This is a genomic window from Exiguobacterium sp. RIT594 (assembly GCF_003339585.1).
Taxonomy (GTDB): Bacteria; Bacillota; Bacilli; order Exiguobacteriales; family Exiguobacteriaceae; genus Exiguobacterium_A.
Window position 1 is genome coordinate 1,149,131 of the sequence record NZ_QPKF01000001.1, and the last position, 18,594, is coordinate 1,167,724.

Annotated in this window: 17 protein-coding genes; 8 read left to right on the forward strand and 9 right to left on the reverse strand. The window is 48.6% G+C overall.

The window, feature by feature from the left end:
- Window positions 1-10: 10 nt before the first annotated feature.
- The 3 genes from DVG79_RS05875 to DVG79_RS05885 form a co-directional block, all read right to left on the reverse strand.
- Entirely contained in the window at window positions 11-508 is a 498-nt protein-coding gene (locus DVG79_RS05875) for a hypothetical protein (RefSeq protein ID WP_114595877.1), read from the reverse strand.
- 172 nt (window positions 509-680) lie between these two features.
- On the reverse strand, window positions 681-2,141 hold the full coding sequence (bglA, locus tag DVG79_RS05880) for a 6-phospho-beta-glucosidase BglA (protein ID WP_114595878.1): 1,461 nt from the start codon (window positions 2,139-2,141) through the stop codon (window positions 681-683).
- A gap of 26 nt (window positions 2,142-2,167) precedes the next feature.
- Window positions 2,168-4,066: a beta-glucoside-specific PTS transporter subunit IIABC gene (locus DVG79_RS05885; RefSeq protein WP_114595879.1), complete on the reverse strand. Its 1,899-nt coding sequence runs from the start codon at window positions 4,064-4,066 to the stop codon at window positions 2,168-2,170.
- Between the two features lie 166 nt (window positions 4,067-4,232).
- On the opposite strand from DVG79_RS05885, the gene DVG79_RS05890 reads away from it, so the two are divergent.
- From DVG79_RS05890 to DVG79_RS05905, 4 genes are read left to right on the forward strand one after another with little or no spacing between them, the layout of a single operon-like run.
- The gene (locus tag DVG79_RS05890; protein WP_114595880.1) at window positions 4,233-4,943 is read left to right on the forward strand and encodes a GntR family transcriptional regulator; all 711 of its coding nucleotides are present in this window, start codon (window positions 4,233-4,235) and stop codon (window positions 4,941-4,943) included.
- A gap of 13 nt (window positions 4,944-4,956) precedes the next feature.
- A complete protein-coding gene (locus DVG79_RS05895) occupies window positions 4,957-5,403 on the forward strand; it encodes a hypothetical protein (RefSeq protein WP_114595881.1) in 447 nt (148 codons plus the stop codon).
- Window positions 5,404-5,434: 31 nt separating this feature from the next.
- Window positions 5,435-5,899, forward strand: a complete 465-nt coding sequence (locus DVG79_RS05900) for a GNAT family N-acetyltransferase (RefSeq protein ID WP_114595882.1) — start codon at window positions 5,435-5,437, stop codon at window positions 5,897-5,899.
- Window positions 5,896-6,336 (forward strand): hypothetical protein, encoded by a 441-nt coding sequence (locus DVG79_RS05905; protein WP_114595883.1) that lies wholly within the window; start codon window positions 5,896-5,898, stop codon window positions 6,334-6,336. Before DVG79_RS05900 ends, DVG79_RS05905 begins: the two co-directional genes overlap by 4 nt.
- 45 nt (window positions 6,337-6,381) lie before the next feature.
- On the opposite strand, the gene DVG79_RS05910 is transcribed toward DVG79_RS05905, so the two are convergent.
- The gene (locus tag DVG79_RS05910; protein WP_147269815.1) at window positions 6,382-6,735 is read right to left on the reverse strand and encodes a hypothetical protein; all 354 of its coding nucleotides are present in this window, start codon (window positions 6,733-6,735) and stop codon (window positions 6,382-6,384) included.
- 331 nt (window positions 6,736-7,066) lie between these two features.
- On the opposite strand from DVG79_RS05910, the gene DVG79_RS05915 reads away from it, so the two are divergent.
- Window positions 7,067-8,452 carry an MFS transporter gene (locus DVG79_RS05915; protein ID WP_114595885.1) on the forward strand — a complete coding sequence of 462 codons (1,386 nt, stop codon included), beginning with the start codon at window positions 7,067-7,069 and terminating at the stop codon, window positions 8,450-8,452.
- Between the two features lie 105 nt (window positions 8,453-8,557).
- Here DVG79_RS05915 and DVG79_RS05920 read toward each other — a convergent pair whose 3' ends face one another.
- From DVG79_RS05920 to DVG79_RS05940, 5 genes are all read right to left on the reverse strand, one after another.
- Window positions 8,558-9,181: a histidine phosphatase family protein gene (locus DVG79_RS05920; RefSeq protein ID WP_114595886.1), complete on the reverse strand. Its 624-nt coding sequence runs from the start codon at window positions 9,179-9,181 to the stop codon at window positions 8,558-8,560.
- A 139-nt stretch (window positions 9,182-9,320) separates the two neighbouring features.
- Window positions 9,321-10,766, reverse strand: a complete 1,446-nt coding sequence (locus DVG79_RS05925) for a glycoside hydrolase family 1 protein (RefSeq protein ID WP_114595887.1) — start codon at window positions 10,764-10,766, stop codon at window positions 9,321-9,323.
- 24 nt (window positions 10,767-10,790) lie between these two features.
- On the reverse strand, window positions 10,791-12,620 hold the full coding sequence (locus tag DVG79_RS05930; protein ID WP_114595888.1) for a beta-glucoside-specific PTS transporter subunit IIABC: 1,830 nt from the start codon (window positions 12,618-12,620) through the stop codon (window positions 10,791-10,793).
- 104 nt (window positions 12,621-12,724) lie between these two features.
- Complete coding sequence (gene licT, locus DVG79_RS05935) at window positions 12,725-13,576, reverse strand: BglG family transcription antiterminator LicT (protein WP_114595889.1); 852 nt, start codon at window positions 13,574-13,576, stop codon at window positions 12,725-12,727.
- Window positions 13,577-13,836: 260 nt separating this feature from the next.
- Entirely contained in the window at window positions 13,837-15,141 is a 1,305-nt protein-coding gene (locus tag DVG79_RS05940; RefSeq protein WP_114595890.1) for a hemolysin family protein, read from the reverse strand.
- A gap of 354 nt (window positions 15,142-15,495) precedes the next feature.
- Here DVG79_RS05940 and DVG79_RS05945 point away from each other — a divergent pair, with 354 nt between their 5' ends.
- The 3 genes from DVG79_RS05945 to DVG79_RS05955 all read left to right on the forward strand — a co-directional run bounded on the left by DVG79_RS05945 (window position 15,496) and on the right by DVG79_RS05955 (window position 18,449).
- A complete protein-coding gene (locus tag DVG79_RS05945; RefSeq protein ID WP_114595891.1) occupies window positions 15,496-16,548 on the forward strand; it encodes a hypothetical protein in 1,053 nt (350 codons plus the stop codon).
- 105 nt (window positions 16,549-16,653) lie between these two features.
- The gene (locus DVG79_RS05950) at window positions 16,654-17,232 is read left to right on the forward strand and encodes a TetR/AcrR family transcriptional regulator (protein WP_114595892.1); all 579 of its coding nucleotides are present in this window, start codon (window positions 16,654-16,656) and stop codon (window positions 17,230-17,232) included.
- Window positions 17,233-17,264: 32 nt separating this feature from the next.
- Window positions 17,265-18,449 (forward strand): MFS transporter, encoded by a 1,185-nt coding sequence (locus tag DVG79_RS05955; RefSeq protein ID WP_114595893.1) that lies wholly within the window; start codon window positions 17,265-17,267, stop codon window positions 18,447-18,449.
- Window positions 18,450-18,594 lie beyond the last annotated feature (145 nt).

Genomic DNA, 18,594 nt, shown 5'->3' on the forward strand with positions numbered 1-18,594 from the left:
GTCTCCGAACTTAATCCCATTTTTCCTCTTCATCCATCCAAATCTGCCGCTTCAAATCAAACGTTTCTCCTTCGTCGTGGACATTAAAATAAGCTGGCAGTTGAACCCGCTCTCCACCGGCTTGTTGCCAACACGTGCTGAACCAATCCGCAAAGAGTTGTCGCTCCTGTTCGATCAAGATTTCTTCATTTTCCTCATGGAACACATCAAAGTCATCCGATTGTTTCGGTGTAACGTGATAATACACCGCCTCGTCGAGCATCGATTTACTGCCGGCAAATCCGGGTGTCCCTGCTTCTTCAAACACTTCATTTGCTTCCCGGTCCATCGAAAAGAACATGACTGATAGATCATGCTGCGAAGGTTCGATAAATGCTGAAAAATCAAGAATCTCGACATCCGGTGCAAAGGTTGCCTCTGTGATTGTCTTCAAATTTTTGACCAGCACGTCTGTGTGCTGCGCAAGATTCGTTTTGATTGAAGCTAAATACTCATCAACTGTAAACATATGTATAACCTCCATCATATTTTTTAATCATCCTGTATTTAGGATGATTTTTATTAATCCATACAAAAAATGGATGACATCTTCTTTATCATCCTGTCTTTCGCTTGATCAAGCAAGTCTTTTTTCGATACAACAAATAACCTCCACCCGCTTCAGGTGGAGGTTTGCCGGCTTAACGTTGTGTTGCTTTGTCATACGCCAAGTCTTGTCCGTTTGTTGCAATGACCTGTTTATACCAGTCGAACGAATCTTTTTTCATCCGCTCCATTGAACCGTTGCCTTCATTGTCACGGTCGACGTAAATCATGCCGTAGCGTTTTTTCATCTCACCTGTCGTAAACGACACGATGTCGATGATGCCCCATGGTGTGTAGCCCATCAATTCGACGCCGTCTTCCGTGACCGCTTCCGTCAACGCCTCGATATGCGTCTTCAGATAGTCAATCCGCGCTGCGTCATGAATCTTACCGTCTTCAATCGTATCGACGGCCCCAAAGCCGTTTTCGACGATGAAGAGCGGGAGTTGGTACCGGTCATACAGACGGTTCAGGACGTAGCGGAGTCCAACCGGATCAATCGCCCAGCCCCAGTCGCTCGACTGGATGTACGGATTCTCGACACCGTTCGCCAGTCCGCCGTTGACGATGTTGCCTGTATTGTTGACAGTCGCGTCGTGCTTGACGGTCGTCGACATGTAGTAACTGAAGCCGATGTAGTCGACCGTTCCGTTTTTCAGGATCTCGTCGTCGCCGGCGAGAATTGGAATCTGATACCCTTCACGTTCGAACTCTTTTAAGGCATAGTTCGGATAATAACCACGCGCCTGAACATCCGGGAAGAAATAGCGCTGACGCATCGATTTTTCCGCCAACATGACGTCTTCCGGATGCGACGAGTACGGATAGATTGGGACGTGTGAAATCATCGCCCCGATTTGGAAATCGGGATTGATTGCTTTTCCTTTTGCGACGGCAAGGGCACTGGCAATCAACTCGTGGTGACCGGTCTGATACATGACTTCCATCGCGTTTTCACCCGGCTCGACTTTGACACCGGAGTTCGTCCAAAGGAACAATGGGTTTTCGACATCCATCTTGTTGTTGATTTCGTTGAACGTCATCCAGTATGTCACTTTGTCTTTGTAACGCGTGAAGCAGACTTCAGCGAATCGCTCGAAGAACTCGGCGACTTTCCGGTTGCGGAACCCGCCGTATTCGCGGGCCAGATGCAACGGCATCTCGAAATGTGACAAGGTGATGATCGGTTCAATGCCGTGTTTCAACAATTCGTCAAACACATCATCATAAAATTGCAGTCCTGCTTCATTCGGTTCCGTTTCGTCGCCGTTCGGAAAAATTCGGCTCCAGCCGATTGACGTCCGGAGACATTTCAGACCCATTTCGGCAAACAAGGCGATGTCTTCTTTATAGCGGTGATAAAAATCGATCGCTTCATGGTTCGGGTAAAACGTCCCGTCTTCGATCGTATCGGTGATCCGGCGGGCTACCCCGTGTTCACCTGCCGTCATGACGTCGACGACGCTTGGTCCTTTGCCGCCGGCGTTCCAGCCACCTTCAAATTGATGGGCAGCCAGTGCCCCGCCCCATAAAAAATCGTTTGGTAATGTCTTCATCTTCGTTTCCTCCTTGTATCTCTCTGTTATTTAATGATCGTTAAAATCGCCGTGTTGGCTTCGACCGTTTCGTGTTTCCCGACGATCACTTCCGCATAACTCGACGCGTTCGTGACGATGACCGGTGTGATCGTCTGTAAGCCGTGCTGTTCAATCGCCTTCGCGTCAAACGTCAACAGCTTTTGACCCGCTTCGACATGTGCTCCGTCTTCAACGTGTAACGTAAACGGTTGTCCGTCCAAGCCGACGGTTTCGAGACCGACGTGAATCAACACTTCGACACCACTCGTCGACCGCAGACCGATCGCGTGTTTTGTCGGCGCAATCATGACGACCGTACCGGTGAACGGTGCGACGACCGTGTTTGAAGTCGGACGAATCGCGATACCTTGCCCCATTGCTCCAGATGCAAACACTTCGTCCGGTACGTCCGACAGCGGCACAACTTGTCCTGCCAGTGGTGCTTGAATCGTTTCTTCGTTCGTCAACGTTGCGCTGACTTCCTGTGCCGGAACAGGTGTTGCCGGTGTCGTCGTCACCGGGACGACTTTTTCTTCGCCGAATCCGAGGATTTGAATCAGGACGATCGGTAAAATCAAAGCAATCGCTGTTCCGATCAATAATCCGACGATCGACGATGGATAATCGGAACTGATGCCGTTGACGAGCGTCAATGGTCCCGGCAGACCGGCATAGGCGAAGTAATACGGTTTGAAGAAACTCGCGACGACCGCTCCGACCGCGCCCGAGATACAGCCGTAGATGAATGGTTTCTTAAAGCGTAACGTTACGCCGTAAATCGCCGGTTCCGTAATTCCGAAGATTCCGGTCAGACCAGCTGAGACACCAACCTTTTTCGTTTCCTTGTTGCGGGTTTTTAAAATGACACCAATGACGGCACCGACTTGAGCGATGACGGCAATCGTTTGATAGGCCTGGAACGAATCCCGCCCGTACTGTTCGAAGTTTGCCAGGACCATCGGTGTAACGCCCCAGTGGACGCCGAAGATGACGATGATTTGCCAAAAGCCGCCGATAATCAATCCGGCAAGTGCCGGCGCATTTTCCGCTAAATAGTTGTATCCGTTTGCAATTCCTTCCGCCCCGAGTGTCGTGATCGGACCGATGACGAGAATCGTCAGCGGCACCATGATGACCATGCTGAAGAACGGGACGAATAATGGTTTGATGACGTCATTGATCGTCCGGTTCAAGAACCGTTCGAGATAGGACAGCAACCAGACGAGGAACAACGGTGGCAAGACCGATGACGTATAGGTCGTACCCGATAAGGCGATGCCGATAAATGAAATCGATTCACCGGACGTGATCCGTCCCGCCATCTCGGCCCACGTCGGACTGACGAGTGCCGCACTACAGGCGACGGCGATGAATTGGTTGACTTTAAAGTGGTTCGCTGCCGTGATTGCAATGAAAATCGGCAGGAACGTAAACGGTGCCCATGAGATAAAGCTGAACACTTCATATGTTCCCGTCGCGGCAAAGTCTTTAAACACAAGCGAAATTAAGATGAGTGCCCCTTGCAGGATACCGGCTGCCGCTAAGATATAGACGAACGGTGCAAAGACGGCGGACATCGTTGCGATGATCCGGTTCAAGATGGTTCCTTTCGGTGCTTCGGTTCCCTGTTCCGAATTCCCGTCTTCTAATGAAACAAGTGGTCGAAACGCTTCATAGACTTCCCCGACATGCTGCCCGATGACGACCTGGAACTGACCGCCTGATTCGACGACCGTGATGACACCCGGTAAAGCAGCGACCTGGTCTTTCGCTTTCGCGTCCGATCGTTTCAAGACTAAACGAAGCCGTGTCGCACACCGTGCGACACTGATGATATTGTCCTCGCCGCCGACCGCCTCCAAAATCGAATGCGCCAGCTGCTGATAATCCCGCACTTTACTCATCCCTGAACCTCCTTATGTTGTAAACCCGAATCGTACATCCTCATTATAATTGTACATGTACAATTTATCAATCCATATTTAATTTAATTATTTGGATGATTTAGTTCAAATCAGTCGTATGCTATAGTAAAAAAGTAGAACAATTACTGGAAAATGAGGGTGAACCATGCTGAAATACCAACAGACGGCGACAGAAATCGAAGCTTATATTGAACGACATGCCTTACAGCAAGGCGACAAACTACCGGTTCTCGATCAATTGATCCGTCAATTCGAGGTCAGCAAGACGACGATGACAAAAGCACTGGAACTATTGGAGCGAAAAGGTACCATCTTTCAAGTCCGCGGCAGCGGAATTTTTGTCCGGAAGACGAATCGGAAAGGCTACATCGAGCTGTTTTCGACGCAAGGCTTTAAACAGAATCTCGTCGAGCACGACATCCAATCCAAAGTCCTGTCGTTTGAGTTGATCCCGTGCCCGGAAGAAATCATCGAAAACCTTGGGAGTCCTCCCGGCGAAATGGTCTATGCCATCAAACGGATCCGCTATATCGATGGCAACATCATGTGTCTTGAAGAATCGTATTACCGGCAAACGATCGTCCCCTATCTGAACCGGGAAATCGTCGAACAATCAATCTTCGAGTACCTCGAGACGGCGCTCGGACTGAATATCGGGTTCTCGGACATGTACATGCATGTCGGTAAGTTACCGGACTCGATTGCACAATTCTTGGAGCTTGAAGCCGGCGATCCGGCATTGACGGTCGAAACGATCTTCCACCTGACGAACGGCCGGCCGTTCGACTATTCCGTCATCACCTATCATTATGAGCACTCGCAATTCGTCGTTCAGGCGAACGGCTTGTATTTATGAGGGGACTTCGCACATGAATGAAGAAGTGCTTTTTTATTACGCGATTCTCGCTGGCGGTATCATCTGTATAGTGCTGAGTGTGTTGTTATATTTCTGGCTCCGTGAAGATAACGGAATCGAATTTTCCCTGTTTTTCCGACTCGTTTTACTGTGTTTATTAGGTGTAGGGCTAATTTGGTACACCGTTCCGAGCCTGAAATATATCGTCTATCATGACTATGTGACGACTAAAGGAATGTGTACGGTGGAATACGATGATCAATCTAGCCCGCGGACGATTGATCTTTATTACGATGAAACAGGCGACTATTTCAGTTTCTTGGATCGGGCAGACCTCGGCGCATACGGACCGGACGTCCCATACACTTGTCACGTGACGACGACAAAAGATCATGAATTTGAGATTTCTTACCGGATATACGATTTCAAGACGGATAAGTTATTGTATTCATCTGAATGACCGAAACTACTTCGAGGGTAGGAATGTGACCATGACCATCCAAACTAACCGATTGACGATTGTACCGTATACGACTGAATGGGCAACGCTCGTTTTGAAACAATGTTACGAGAACGGTCCTGAACTTGAGAATCACTTAATTGAACTGGCAGAAACACCTGCCCTGCTCCTCTGGGGCAGCTGGCTCGTCATCTCCCAAGCTGACGGCAACATCATCGGGGACATCGGCTTCAAAGGAAGACCATCCGCCAATAAGGACGTTGAAATCGGCTACGGCTTATTGGACCGTTATCAAAACAATGGTTATGCGACGGAAGCCGTCGGTGCTCTCGTCGATTGGGCGTTGTCACGTCCGGACGTTGCGACTGTTTTTGCTGAAACAACAGCGACGAATCGCGCTTCGATTCGGGTCTTGGAGAAAATCGGATTCCAAAAAACTCGTGCATCCGATACCACCTTTCACTGGTCCCGCCATCAGACGGACGGATCCAGATGAATGCTGAAATCATCACTTATTTTTTCATTTTCTTGTTAGGTGTTTCATTTGTCTTACCGGCCTGCTATCTTCTTGTCCTTCATTTTGACAACAAACAGTATTCCTTTTTCAAAAAACTCAAATGGACAGGGATCCTATTACTCGGATTGCTATGTCTCTGGGTAACGGTACCGAGCTTTACCGAGATGGTGTTTCGTGATTATCGTGTAATGGAAGGTTCATGCTTTCTAGAACCGTCTGAATCGAAAGGAACATCCATCGAAATCACGTTAATGGAAACTAACAACACGTTTTCCTTCCGTGACGCACCTGATCTTGATGCCTATGGTAAAAAGATTCCGTACTATTGTCAGGTAACGACAACACGAAACGGAGACTTCGAAATCGATTATCGGGTCTATGATCAAGACACGAAAAAGCTGCTCTATGCGAATTGAGGACACAAATAAGCGGAGTTCCTACTCTCAGGAACTCCGCTTATTTTACTGTTCGATACCAGAACGTTCAGCCGGTTCAAGAAACAGTTCATCATCAAATGTCGTCAGCTCAATCATCCGACCATCTTTTTCATACCTGGCGGCCAGTCCTTCCCGGTCGACCACTTTCCAGCCGGCTTGTCGAATCCGCATCGCGTACAATACGCCGGGACCTTCGACTTCTGAAACGAGGTGCGTCTTGACGAACAATCCCTCCGGCTTTTCCTGAACGGTCCCTGTCCGTGGAACCGGAAAACCATTCACATCCGACGTCTCAAACAGATAATACCAACCCGTTCCACTGATGATCACCACCCCCAATAAAACAGCCATCCACTTTCCCATGCGTCGTATGTTCATGTCATATTGCCCCTCCATTAATCATCTATGTATCGATTTAATTTTACCAATCATTTCCTTACCTTTGCCTCCTGCTTAAGGCGGATTCTTGTCGAACAAAGGGTATGAAAACGAATGAAAAACTTCATGTTTTTGTGAAAAGAACTGAAAAAAATTATTATTTTTTCATAAATCTTTACGACAAGACGTCCTGCTTAGAGCATCAACGGTTTGACAACTCCCGGCATAGAGCCGTTTTTACCTGTTATCAAGTCATTAAGTCGCTTAACGACTTGACTTCATTTCCTGCTATGTTACGATACGAACTTATTAAAGGGAGTGAATAGAACTTATGAAATTCAGAAAAGAAAAAGTCAATGTCGTCGACATGAAGCAAACCAAAAAAAGTGTCTACGCGACCGGAATTGGGAATGCGATGGAATGGTTCGATTTTGGTCTTTATTCGTATCTCGCAATCATCATCAGTCAAAACTTCTTTAGTGCCGTCGAGAACGATGAACTGAAGCTCGTCTTTACCTTTGCGACGTTTGCGATCGCTTTTTTAATGCGACCAATCGGCGGAATCGTCTTTGGACGCATCGGGGATCGGCTCGGACGAAAGGTTGTCTTGACGACAACCATTGTCATGATGGCCGGTTCGACCCTCATCATCGGATTATTACCAACGTATGATCAAATCGGGATTTGGGCACCGATTTTACTGTTACTGGCCCGGATTTTACAAGGTTTTTCAACCGGCGGTGAGTATGCCGGTGCAATGGTCTACATCGCTGAATCGTCACCTGATAACAAACGGAGCGCCCTCGGAAGTGGTCTTGAAATCGGAACGCTCGCTGGTTATATTCTGGCGTCAATTCTGGCAACCGTCCTGTTCGTGACGTTATCCGATGATCAAATGGCATCATGGGGCTGGCGGATCCCGTTCATTTTAGGGGCACCGCTCGGACTGTTTGGTCTGTACTTGCGCCGCCATCTCGATGAATCACCGATCTTCGAAAACGAAATCAACGAAAATACGGAAGAACCAGCGTCGTTCCGGGAAATCATCCGGGACCATAAACGCGATATCATCGTTTGTTTCATCGCTGTTGCTTTCTTCAACATTACGAACTACATGTTGCTGTCGTATATGCCGTCTTACCTGAATGAAGTCATGGGCATTTCCAGTTCAACGAGTACGATCTTGATTACCGGTGTCATGGTCATCATGATTCCACTCGCTTACTTCTTCGGGAAACTCAGCGACAAAAAAGGTAACCGGAACATCGTCTTGTTTGCCTTGGCAGGTCTCTCGATTCTGTCGATTCTCTCGTTCTACCTGATTGGTCTGAAACCACTCTTGTTCGTCGGAATCGGAATCTTCATTCTTGGCTTCTTCCTCGCAATCTTTGAAGGCACGATGCCAAGTCTGTTGCCAAGTATCTTTTATACGGATGTCCGCTACCGGACACTGTCTGTCACGTTTAATGTCTCCGTCTCGATTTTCGGCGGAACGACGCCACTTGTCTCGACTTGGCTCGTCCATGCGACACAAAATCCGCTCGCACCTGCTTATTATTTGACGGCGGTCAGCGTGATTGGTTTCATCACGTTCTTCTTCTTCTTCAAGAGTACGTCAGGCAAGGCCTTAAAAGGTTCGCACCCGACCGTCTCGACGGAAAAAGAACTGCATGCCGTTGCGAAGAAACCGGATGATGCTTTATGGTGGGCTGAATAATCGATTAAAAAAAGGACCGGCGTCACAAAGCGGCACCGCCTCAGATTGCAGACAACCCCTCATTTCGAACTAGAAATGAGGGGTTTTTGTATGATAGGAAGATAATTAAAAGGATACATCCTGTTTCACGTGGTCCATATCGCCTTCCATCAGGATTATATCCCCCTGCTCCGTCGATTCGACAATCGTCAGACTCGTCCCGTGGATGAAGGAAGATTTCCACAGTTCCTCTATCCCGGTTCTTTTAAAATGAGACAACAGCACTTTGATGGCGATGCCGTGTGTAACGATCAGAATCATTTCCTCTGGATGCTTCACTTGGATCTCTTTCAAAAATTCAACCAAACGATTTTGCAATACGTCAAAATTTTCCCCGGTTTTTGATATGTACAGGTGAGGTGTCTCCCAGAATGCCGTATAGGCTTCCGCGTCACTCTGCTTTAAACAATCATGGGTCTTGCCTTCCCACTCACCCAGATGAATCTCTTTGAGTCGTACATCGGTTTGGATCGGCATAGTCCGTCCCTCACAAATCAATTGTGCTGTTTGGAATGTCCGTTTGCTCGGACTCGAATAGACAGCTTGAAACGCGGTGTCTTGCAGACGTTGGCCTAATTGTTTGGCATGTTGCCGGCCTTTTGCGGTCAACGGAGAATCTTTCCATCCTTGCAGCCTGTTTTCGGTATTCCATTCCGTCTCACCGTGGCGCGTCAGATAGATAATAGTCATTTTCTTCTCACCCTTCTCCTTTAATGGTAAATCCTTCTTTATTTTAACCTTTAAGAAGATACTTACCCCAGGAAAATGAATCAAAAAGAAGAAAATGCAATCTTCCCAGTTAAGAGAAAGATTGCATTTGGTCTTTTGCTTATTTTGAAACCGATGTCTGCGTCAATGTCGCACCGTTCGAGGCGATGACTTCTTTGTACCAGTAGAACGAATCTTTCCGTGACCGGGCCAGCGTCCCCGAACCGTCATCGTGTTTGTCGACATAGATGAACCCGTAGCGTTTGCTGTACTCGCCAGTTGACGCACTGACGAGATCGATACAGCCCCAGCTCGTATACCCCATCATGTCAACGCCGTCCTGAATCGCTTCCATCATTGCTTTCAAGTGGCCTTCGAGATAGGCAATCCGGTACGAATCATGAATCGCACCGTCGGCTTCGACTTTATCGTAGGCACCAAGTCCGTTTTCAACGATGAACAACGGAATCTGATACCGGTCGTATAATTTATTTAAGATGATCCGCAACCCGTCCGGATCGATTTCCCAGCCCCAGTCACTTGCTTTCAAATAGGGATTCTTGACGCCGCTCATGATGTTTCCGCCGGCCTCATTTCCGTCCTTCTCCGCTTTTTCCGTCCGTGACATGTAGTAACTGAGCGAAAAGAAATCAACGGTGTAATCACGCAACAGTTCAAGATCACGGTCTTCGACAACCAGCTCGATGTTGTTTTCCGTGAAGAAACGGTCGGCAAACGCCGGATAGGCGCCGCGGACGTGAACATCCCCGCAGAAGTAGTTCATCATCCGTTCTTCTTCCAGTGCAAACTGGACGTCGACCGGGTTTGAGCTGAACGGATAAACCGGAGCGGCAATCAGCATGCATCCGATTTGCATGGTCGGGTCAATTTCGCGGGCCGCTTTCGTCGCCAGACTGCTTGCGACGAATTGGTGATGCAGCCCTTGATAGGTCGATTGCAGCATGTTTTCGTCTTCGCGGACTGCCATCCCGAGGCTGAGCATCGGCATGAACTGAGCGCCGTTGATTTCGTTGAACGTCAGCCAGTACTTGACCTTTCCTTGATAACGCTCGAACAAGACCCGGCTGTAGCGTTCAAAGAACGTCACGAGCCGGCGGTCGCGCCAGCCGCCGTACTCTTTCGCCAAATGGAGCGGCAGTTCGTAATGCGAAATCGTGACGAGCGGCTCAATGCCGTGTTTCAGCAATTCATCAAAGACATTGTCATAAAACTGCAGACCTGCTTCATTCGGTTCCGTTTCGTCCCCGTTCGGGAAGATCCGGCTCCAGGCGATCGACATCCGGTACGTCTTGAAGCCCATTTCAGCAAACAGGGCAATGTCTTCCTTGTAGTGATGGTAAAAGTCGATTCCGTCGTGATTCGGATACGTATACTCTTCTTTCAGCTCGAAATCAAACTGCGGATCATGGATGACCTGCATCCGGTGTTTACCGCCCGGCATGACGTCGGCAATCGACAATCCTTTGCCGTCCGTCGCGTACGCCCCTTCGAGTTGATTGGCAGCCGTTGCGCCGCCCCATAGAAAATCGGATTTGATCTGTTTCATGAATAATTCCTCCTCTGATTGGGTTTAGACTAAGATGCGTAAAACATCACGTGACGGTTCGACCGTTCCTTGATACGTCGGCAAGACGTCAAGGTAACTGGCGGTATTCGTTACGATGACCGGTGTGATGATGTCGTAGCCGGCTTGTTTGATCTGTTCGATGTCGAAACGGATCAACGGATCACCGACCCGGATTGACTGGCCGCTCTCGACGAACGATTCAAAGTGTTGGCCGTTCAGTTGGACGGTGTCGAGACCGATGTGGACCAAAATCTCGACGCCGGTGTCCGACCGTAAACCGATGGCGTGTTTCGACGGATACACCGTGACGACCTCTCCGTCAAACGGGGCGTAAACGATTCCTTCATTCGGAATGATCGCCAATCCTTTTCCCATCGCACCACTTGAGAAGACGGCATCATCCACTTGTTCGAGTGAAATGATTTGCCCTTTGACCGGTGCGAGGACCGGTAGACCAACTTGTTCACTGATCGTCGGCACTTCATCCGTGACCTGTTGTTTGTCGCGGGCAAAGAAGTACGTCAATCCGAACGCAACCAGTGCAGCGACGGTAAGACCAATCAGTGCTCCCCAAAATGTCAGGTTGATGCCAGTCTGCGGAATCATGACCGGAACACCGAAGATACCGAGTCCGCCCATCGCGTAGGAGGCTGTTCCGAGTCCACCGCCGACCAAACCGCCGACTGCTCCACCGATGATACCGAAAATGAACGGCTTTTTACGCGGTAATGTCAAACCGTACATCGCCGGTTCCGTGATTCCGAAGATTCCGGCAATCGTCGACGACGTTCCAAGACCTTTAATCTTTGGATCCTTCGCCCGTAACGTGATGGCGAAGACGGCACCAACTTGACCGAACGTCGCCATCAGGACACCGACCGTGATGGTGTCGAATCCATTGACCGACAAGTTATTGATGATAATCGGGACCAGTCCCCAGTGAAGACCGAACATGACGAAGATCTGCCAAAACGCACCGATGAAAGCAATTGCGATGACCGGACTCAAGTTGTAAAGGAATGAGTAACCGGCTGCAAGTCCCTGACTCGCGTATGTCGCAAGCGGTCCAATCGCAAGGAATGTCAACGGCACGACGAGCATCAGGACAAGCATCGGTGTCGTGAAGTTTTTGACCGCTTCATGCGAGTGACGGTTGAAGAATTTTTCAAGTTTTGATGAGACGAGTGTCGCCAGGATAATCGGAATGACGGATGAGGCGTAACTCATCAGGACGACCGGAATCGTCAGGAACGTCAGACTCTCCCCTGAAGCTTGCAGCGCGACGATTGACGGATAGACGAGCGCCCCGCCAATAATCATCCCGATATACGGATTACCGCCAAATTTTTTCGCAGCGGAATGACCGAGCACGACCGGCAGGAAGTAAAACAGTGCGTCCGCCGTCGCATTCAAGACGATGTATGTGCCCATCGTCGGTGTCAATAATCCGGTCGCCACAAGAAGTGCGAGTAACCCTTTTAACAGTCCGCTTCCTGCCATCGGACCAAGAATCGGTGTAAAGATACCGGCAATCGTATCGATGAAGCGGTTGAACAGACTGGTTTTTTCCGTTTCTTCTGAAGTCTCTTGACCGATTCCGTTCAATTCGTTATAGACGTCACCGACATGATTCCCGATGACGACCTGGAACTGTCCGCCGCTCTTGACGACGGTGATTACACCGTCGACCTGTTTCAACGCTTCGGCATCGGCTTTTTGTTCGTCCTTTAATTTAAAGCGTAACCGTGTCGCACAGTGAAAAACCGTCTTGACGTTGTCTTCGCCTCCGACCAATCGGACGATGTCTTGTGCAAGTACTTGATATTTGCCCACCTGATTCACTCCATTCTCCATTTTGGAATAAAAAAACCTAAACGATGACAAGTGAAAAACACCTGAAATCATTTAGGTTTGGCCCGTCGATGCGGTAACCATCCTTACGTTCGATTCTGTTTCATGAGATTTTCGATATGAATCATCAAGTAAAGCCGTTCATCTTTCGAAACTGTGTAGTCATACTTCCCGGTAATCAGATTGGCGATCTTTTCGACACACTCAAACGCTTTCGGATAGCGGGATTTGACCATTTCATACAGTTCTTCGTCTCCGCCGGTGTTCAGCTTTGTTTTTGAGACAATCCGCTGAACAAAAAACTTTAAATGGGTTAAAAAGCGGCCGTACGCGTGAGACTCTTCATCCAGCTCGACCTGAAAATGATACGTGATGATCGTCATGATGGCTTGCGTCGCTTTCGTCATTTCGGTCACGATGTGTAAACTTTCACCTTTGACACCGGACATCGAGGCATTGACCAGGTGCAGGGCAATCGAGACCGCTTCCTCTTCGTCGAGATTGACGCTGTGCCGTTCATTGATCAGGCGGACCGCTTCTTTGCCGGCCGCAAATTCCGGACCGTAAAACCGTTTGACTTCCCAGACGAGCGGATTGCGGATGATGATTCCGTCTGCATATCGTGACAGTGCGTAGTGGATATGATCGGCCAGTGTCACGTACACCGTATCATGGAGCGATTTGTCAAGTCTGGCTTCGGCCATCTTGACGATTTCCTTGACCGTCTCGATTTCAGCCTGCGGCATCTCGTTCAAAAAATCGATGAACCGTTCCCGGCTCTCTTTACTCTCGAGCGTAAAGACTTTTTCGATCCGGGATTCGTCAATCACATCACCCATTCGTTTTTGAAATGCGATTCCCCGACCCATGACCACATGTTCCTGCCCGTTCGATTCAATCGCCACTACATTGTTATTAAAGACTTTCACGATTTGCACGGAACCCCTCACCTCCACCCTTAGAGCATCGTATTGAAAAGAAAAAACCTAAATTCATATCCATCGCCGCAACACGCAACAGATATCAATTTAGGTTTTGCCTGCTTGCGCAGTAACAATCCTGATTGGTTTATTCTTTTCATTACTAGAATACGACGGAAAACGTGCCGCGTCAATCATTTTATGAAGCGCTTTCACAATATGTTTTAAAGCAGAAAAAAGCAAGCACCGCTTCTATCCGTGAGTGCTTGCTTTTTCCGTCAAGAGACCTGTTTCAAGACCAGTTTGACCTGCTGAATTTGATAATTTTCGACGTGCAACAGTTCAAGATCATACGTCTCCGTCTCAAGTCTTTCACCGACTTGATAGTCCGTTCCCTGCGCTTGGATGAAACCGGCAATCGTATCGATTTCATCCGCGTCAGTAAACGTCAGGTTAAATCGTTCCTGTAAATCTGCCAGCAACACGGTTCCCGACAGATGGTATTCTGTCTTCGAAACCGTCTCGATGTCGGCCTGTTCATCTTCATCGAATTCATCGCGGATCTCACCGACGATTTCTTCAAGCAAATCTTCCATCGCAATCATGCCGGCCGTCCCGCCGTACTCGTCGATGACGAGCGCGATATGGGAACGCGTCACCTTCATCTTCAGCAACGTTTCCTGGAGCGGTGTCATTTCGGACACAGCCGGAATGTCTTTCATATACTTCTGTAAGTCGCGTTGTTGATCGTTCGCTTGATCCGTCAGAACTTCCTTGACGTTGACGTACCCGATGATTTTATCTTTATCAAAATCCTCGATGACCGGGTAACGCGTGTATTGATTGTCCGTCATGATTTGTAAAACTTCGGCCCACGTCATGCTTAGCGACAGCGTCGTTACGTTCATCCGCGGCACCATGATATCCTTCGTCACCCGCTCGTCAAACGCAAAGACGTTTTGCATCAGGGCGAGTTCCGTCTGATTAATTTCTCCGCTCTTAAAGCTTTGCGACATGATGATCTTCAACTCTTCTTCCGAATGGGCCTGTTCATGACCGGCCGGCTGAACGCCGAACAGACGTAAGAAAATCCGAGCCGAACCGTTCATCACCCAGATGAACGGATACATGATTTTACCGAACACATACAACGCTGGTGCAAGAAGCAACGTCATCCGTTCTGCATACTGGATCGCGAGCGTCTTCGGTGCAAGCTCTCCGATGACGACGTGCAGGAACGTCACCGACACAAAAGCGATTGTATAGGAGAGAACCGTCGACAGGGCCGCTGCGACGCCAAATTCATCAAAGACCGGTCCAAGCAGCTTTTCAACGGTCGGTTTCCCGAGCGCTCCGAGTCCCAGTGCCGTGATCGTGATTCCGAGCTGACAGGCGGACAAGTAATAGTCGAGATCACTGGCGACTTTCTTCGCCAGGACCGCTCCCTTGTTTCCTTCCTGAATCATCTGATCAAGCCGTGACATCCGGACCTTGACGACGGCAAACTCCGATCCGACGAAAAACGCCGTCAACACAATCAACAATACAAGCAACGCCAAATTCAATACCAACAATATGTCCAATTCTTTCCCCTGAATCAGGGGGTCACCTCCGAGTAAAATAATTTGAATCGAGAAATGATTCCACAATTTAAAACCGTACAGTGAAACGTTATAGTTTCTATCATAGCGGACAGATTTCTGAATATCAACTGTTTTGCCTATGGTAATGATTCAATTATTCAGAATAATCTGATTTCAGTTTCTAAAAGGAGTACTTTTGATACTAGGTTTCTTCCCATGGTTTAGCGGCTATATAAGAGCTATGCACATCAACATCTCAAGTTAAAACAGTTTAAGACAAAGCTTCTTGAAATCAAGTGATGTACGTAAAATCGGATGTACGTAAAATCGTAAGTGGAGAGGTAGTGGATTATTATGGAAAAAACAAGAAAAGGTTTCTCGTCGTACTTGCGACCGGAAGCAGATGGAGCAGGTCGTAACATCTCGTGGAGTTCAATCATCGCGGGAGTCGTATCATTTTTTGCACTTTTAATTACATTCAGCTTGATCGGTTCGGCGATCGGATTCGGCGTCACGGACGTCACATCCAACAATCCGTTTGACGGCGTCGGCATCGGCTTAGCCATCTGGGCGATCCTGTCGTTGTTAATCTCATTGTTCGTCGCCGGTTTCGTTTCCGGTGTGACATCGTCACGTGCCGGACTCGTTCATGGTTTCCTCACATGGTCGACAAGCGTCATTCTCTTGTTCGCCTTGTTGACATTCACGACAATCAACACGTTCCAAACAGTTGGTTCAGTACTTGGTACAGTCGGTGGTGCAGCTGGTCAAGGTGTCGGCGCAATCGCCAGCACAACACAAGATGCTGTTTCAAAAGGATTCAGCTCAGTAACGGACAACGTCTCAAACGTTGATACAAAAGAACTTGAAGGAAATGTCGATGAAATTCTGAAAGATACAGACATTCCGGAATTACAACCGAACTACTTGCAAGGTCAGCTCGATGCGGTCAAAGATGACGCAACAGCAGCCGGTAAAGATGTCTTAACCAAACCGGAAGACTTCGATAAAATCGTCAGTGATCTTGGTGACAAATTGACAGCACGTTCAGAAAAAATCCAAAACTCAGTCGATGAAGATAAAATCGCTGAAGCCGTTGCTCAAAACACGGATCTCTCACAAGCAGAAGCCGATAAAGCAACGAAAAACATCGTTGACGGTTTAAACCAGGCAACAAGCGAAACAAGCAAACAGATCGAAAACGCAAAACAAACACTTGATGAAACATCAGCTGATCTCAAGAAAACAGTTGAAGATGTCCGTGTTCAAACAGAACAAGCGACACAAACAGCATCTAAAGTTTCAATCTGGGGCTTCGTCGCCCTCATCTTAACGATGATTGTGACATCAATCGCCGGCATCACAGGTTCACGTGTTGCATCACGCGGCCGTATCGCCAACAAATAATCGAATGCATGCAGCCGAAGGTCCCCGCGACCTTCGGCTTTTTTGTTTGACAATCGTTTTGAATCTGTTAGGCTGTTAACTAACGACCGTTAGGAAGGTGACGAAATGAAAGCTTCATTATTATTACAGACGGCCCTGCGGCATTTTGCCCAACACGGCTACGAAGGCGCCTCCTTGCAGGAGATTGCCCAGGACGTCGGCATCAAGAAACCATCGATTTATGCCCACTACCGTGGAAAAGACGATTTATTTCTGACAGCGATGACACATGCGCTCGCGACACAGAAAATACATCTCGCCACGTACTTCATCTCGACGCGCCATCTATCACTCGAGGAGAGTCTGAAAGGTTTTTTTGATTGGTTTCTCGAGGAAAGCACCCAAAATGATCAGCTGAAGTTCATTTTACGGATTGCCTATTTTCCGCCCGTCAAACTCGAGCGGGAAGTCACGGATTTGATTAATCCGTTTTTCGATTCGATGCAACGCCACTTGACCCGTTTGTTGCGGGAACGCGACCGCCAAGAACAGATTTTATACTCGGATGATTACGAAAGTGCCGCCCTCGCCTACTTGACGGTGACGGAAGGAACGATGACCGAGTTCGTGTTCAATGGCGTCGAGGCCTATCAACGGCGTTTCACCGCCGTTTGGCCGATTTTTTGGCGGGGACTTGTCCGCTGACGATTTAAACTACAGAAACAGAGGAATTCACCATGCAAAACAACAAATTGATTTTAGGCACCCTGCTACTTAATCTTTTTATCGCCTTTTTAGGGATTGGCCTTGTCATCCCCGTCACTCCGACGATCATGAACGAGCTGAACATTTCCGGTTCGACCGTCGGTTACATGGTCTCGGCATTCGCCTTTGCCCAGCTCGTATTATCGCCGCTTGCCGGTCGTGCCGTTGATAAATATGGCCGGAAACCGATGATCATCATCGGTCTGTTCATCTTCAGCATGTCAGAACTGTTATTTGGTCTCGGTCAATCGGTCGAAGTCTTATTCGCGTCGCGGATTTTGGGTGGTGTCAGTGCCGCCTTCATCATGCCGGCCGTCACGGCGTTCATCGCCGACATCACGACGAATGCAACCCGTCCGAAAGCCCTCGGCTATATGTCGGCGGCGATTTCGACCGGTTTTATCATCGGTCCGGGCATCGGCGGTTTCCTGGCCGACATCGGAACGCGTATGCCGTTTTTCTTTGCCGCCGCGTTTGGTCTGACCGCAATGATTTTGTCGGTCTTTACGTTACGCGAACCGGAACGCCATTATGAACAGACAACCATTCCCCAGCAAAAAACCGGTTTCCGGAAAGTCTTTTCACCGCTCTACTTCATCGCTTTTATGGTGTTGTTGATTTCTTCCTTCGGTCTCGCTTCGTTTGAGTCACTGTTTGCGCTGTTCGTCGACCGGAAGTTCGGCTTTACGGCAAAAGACATCGCGCTCGCGATTTCCCTCGGTGCCATCGTCGGTGTCATCGTCCAGGTCGGCTTATTTGAGCGCCTGACACGTTGGTTCGGTGAGATCCGTCTCATCCGCTACAGCCTAATCGGCTCAACCTTGCTCGTCCTCGTCATGACGTATGTGACAAGTTACCTTTCGATTATTCTCGTGACAATGGTCGTCTTCGTCGGCTTTGACTTAATGCGTCCTGCGGTCACGACGTATCTCTCGAAAATCGCCGGAAACGAACAAGGTTTCGTCGGCGGAATGAACTCGATGTTTACGAGTATCGGGAATATTCTCGGACCAATCATCGGTGGGATCCTGTTTGACGTCGATCTCAACTATCCGTTTTATTTTGCAACGGTCATGCTTGCAATTGGCATTGCCCTGACGTTCGTCTGGCGGGAACAACAGCCGGCTGATTTGACGGCTGAACAAAAAACATCGTAAAGAAAACCCGAACGTGGTCTGTATCAAAATGAGCCCTGACTAGTAGCTCTTTGATACAACATTCCGTTCGGGTTTTTTCATGGACTCATCTCAAACATGGACTCATCTCAAACATGCCAGCCAAATCCTGCACATCCGATAAAAC

Bases quoted from the DNA above. Each gene is read 5' to 3' on its own strand.
- DVG79_RS05950 (WP_114595892.1), top strand. From the start codon at position 16,654: ATGAAAGCTTCATTATTATTACAGACGGCCCTGCGGCATTTTGCCCAA.
- DVG79_RS05910 (WP_147269815.1), bottom strand. From the start codon at position 6,735: ATGAACATACGACGCATGGGAAAGTGGATGGCTGTTTTATTGGGGGTG.
- DVG79_RS05885 (WP_114595879.1), bottom strand. From the start codon at position 4,066: ATGAGTAAAGTGCGGGATTATCAGCAGCTGGCGCATTCGATTTTGGAG.
- DVG79_RS05955 (WP_114595893.1), top strand. From the start codon at position 17,265: ATGCAAAACAACAAATTGATTTTAGGCACCCTGCTACTTAATCTTTTT.
- DVG79_RS05920 (WP_114595886.1), bottom strand. From the start codon at position 9,181: ATGACTATTATCTATCTGACGCGCCACGGTGAGACGGAATGGAATACC.
- bglA (WP_114595878.1), bottom strand. From the start codon at position 2,141: ATGAAGACATTACCAAACGATTTTTTATGGGGCGGGGCACTGGCTGCC.
- DVG79_RS05905 (WP_114595883.1), top strand. From the start codon at position 5,896: ATGAATGCTGAAATCATCACTTATTTTTTCATTTTCTTGTTAGGTGTT.
- DVG79_RS05900 (WP_114595882.1), top strand. From the start codon at position 5,435: ATGACCATCCAAACTAACCGATTGACGATTGTACCGTATACGACTGAA.
- DVG79_RS05945 (WP_114595891.1), top strand. From the start codon at position 15,496: ATGGAAAAAACAAGAAAAGGTTTCTCGTCGTACTTGCGACCGGAAGCA.
- DVG79_RS05890 (WP_114595880.1), top strand. From the start codon at position 4,233: ATGCTGAAATACCAACAGACGGCGACAGAAATCGAAGCTTATATTGAA.
- DVG79_RS05875 (WP_114595877.1), bottom strand. From the start codon at position 508: ATGTTTACAGTTGATGAGTATTTAGCTTCAATCAAAACGAATCTTGCG.
- DVG79_RS05895 (WP_114595881.1), top strand. From the start codon at position 4,957: ATGAATGAAGAAGTGCTTTTTTATTACGCGATTCTCGCTGGCGGTATC.
- DVG79_RS05915 (WP_114595885.1), top strand. From the start codon at position 7,067: ATGAAATTCAGAAAAGAAAAAGTCAATGTCGTCGACATGAAGCAAACC.
- DVG79_RS05925 (WP_114595887.1), bottom strand. From the start codon at position 10,766: ATGAAACAGATCAAATCCGATTTTCTATGGGGCGGCGCAACGGCTGCC.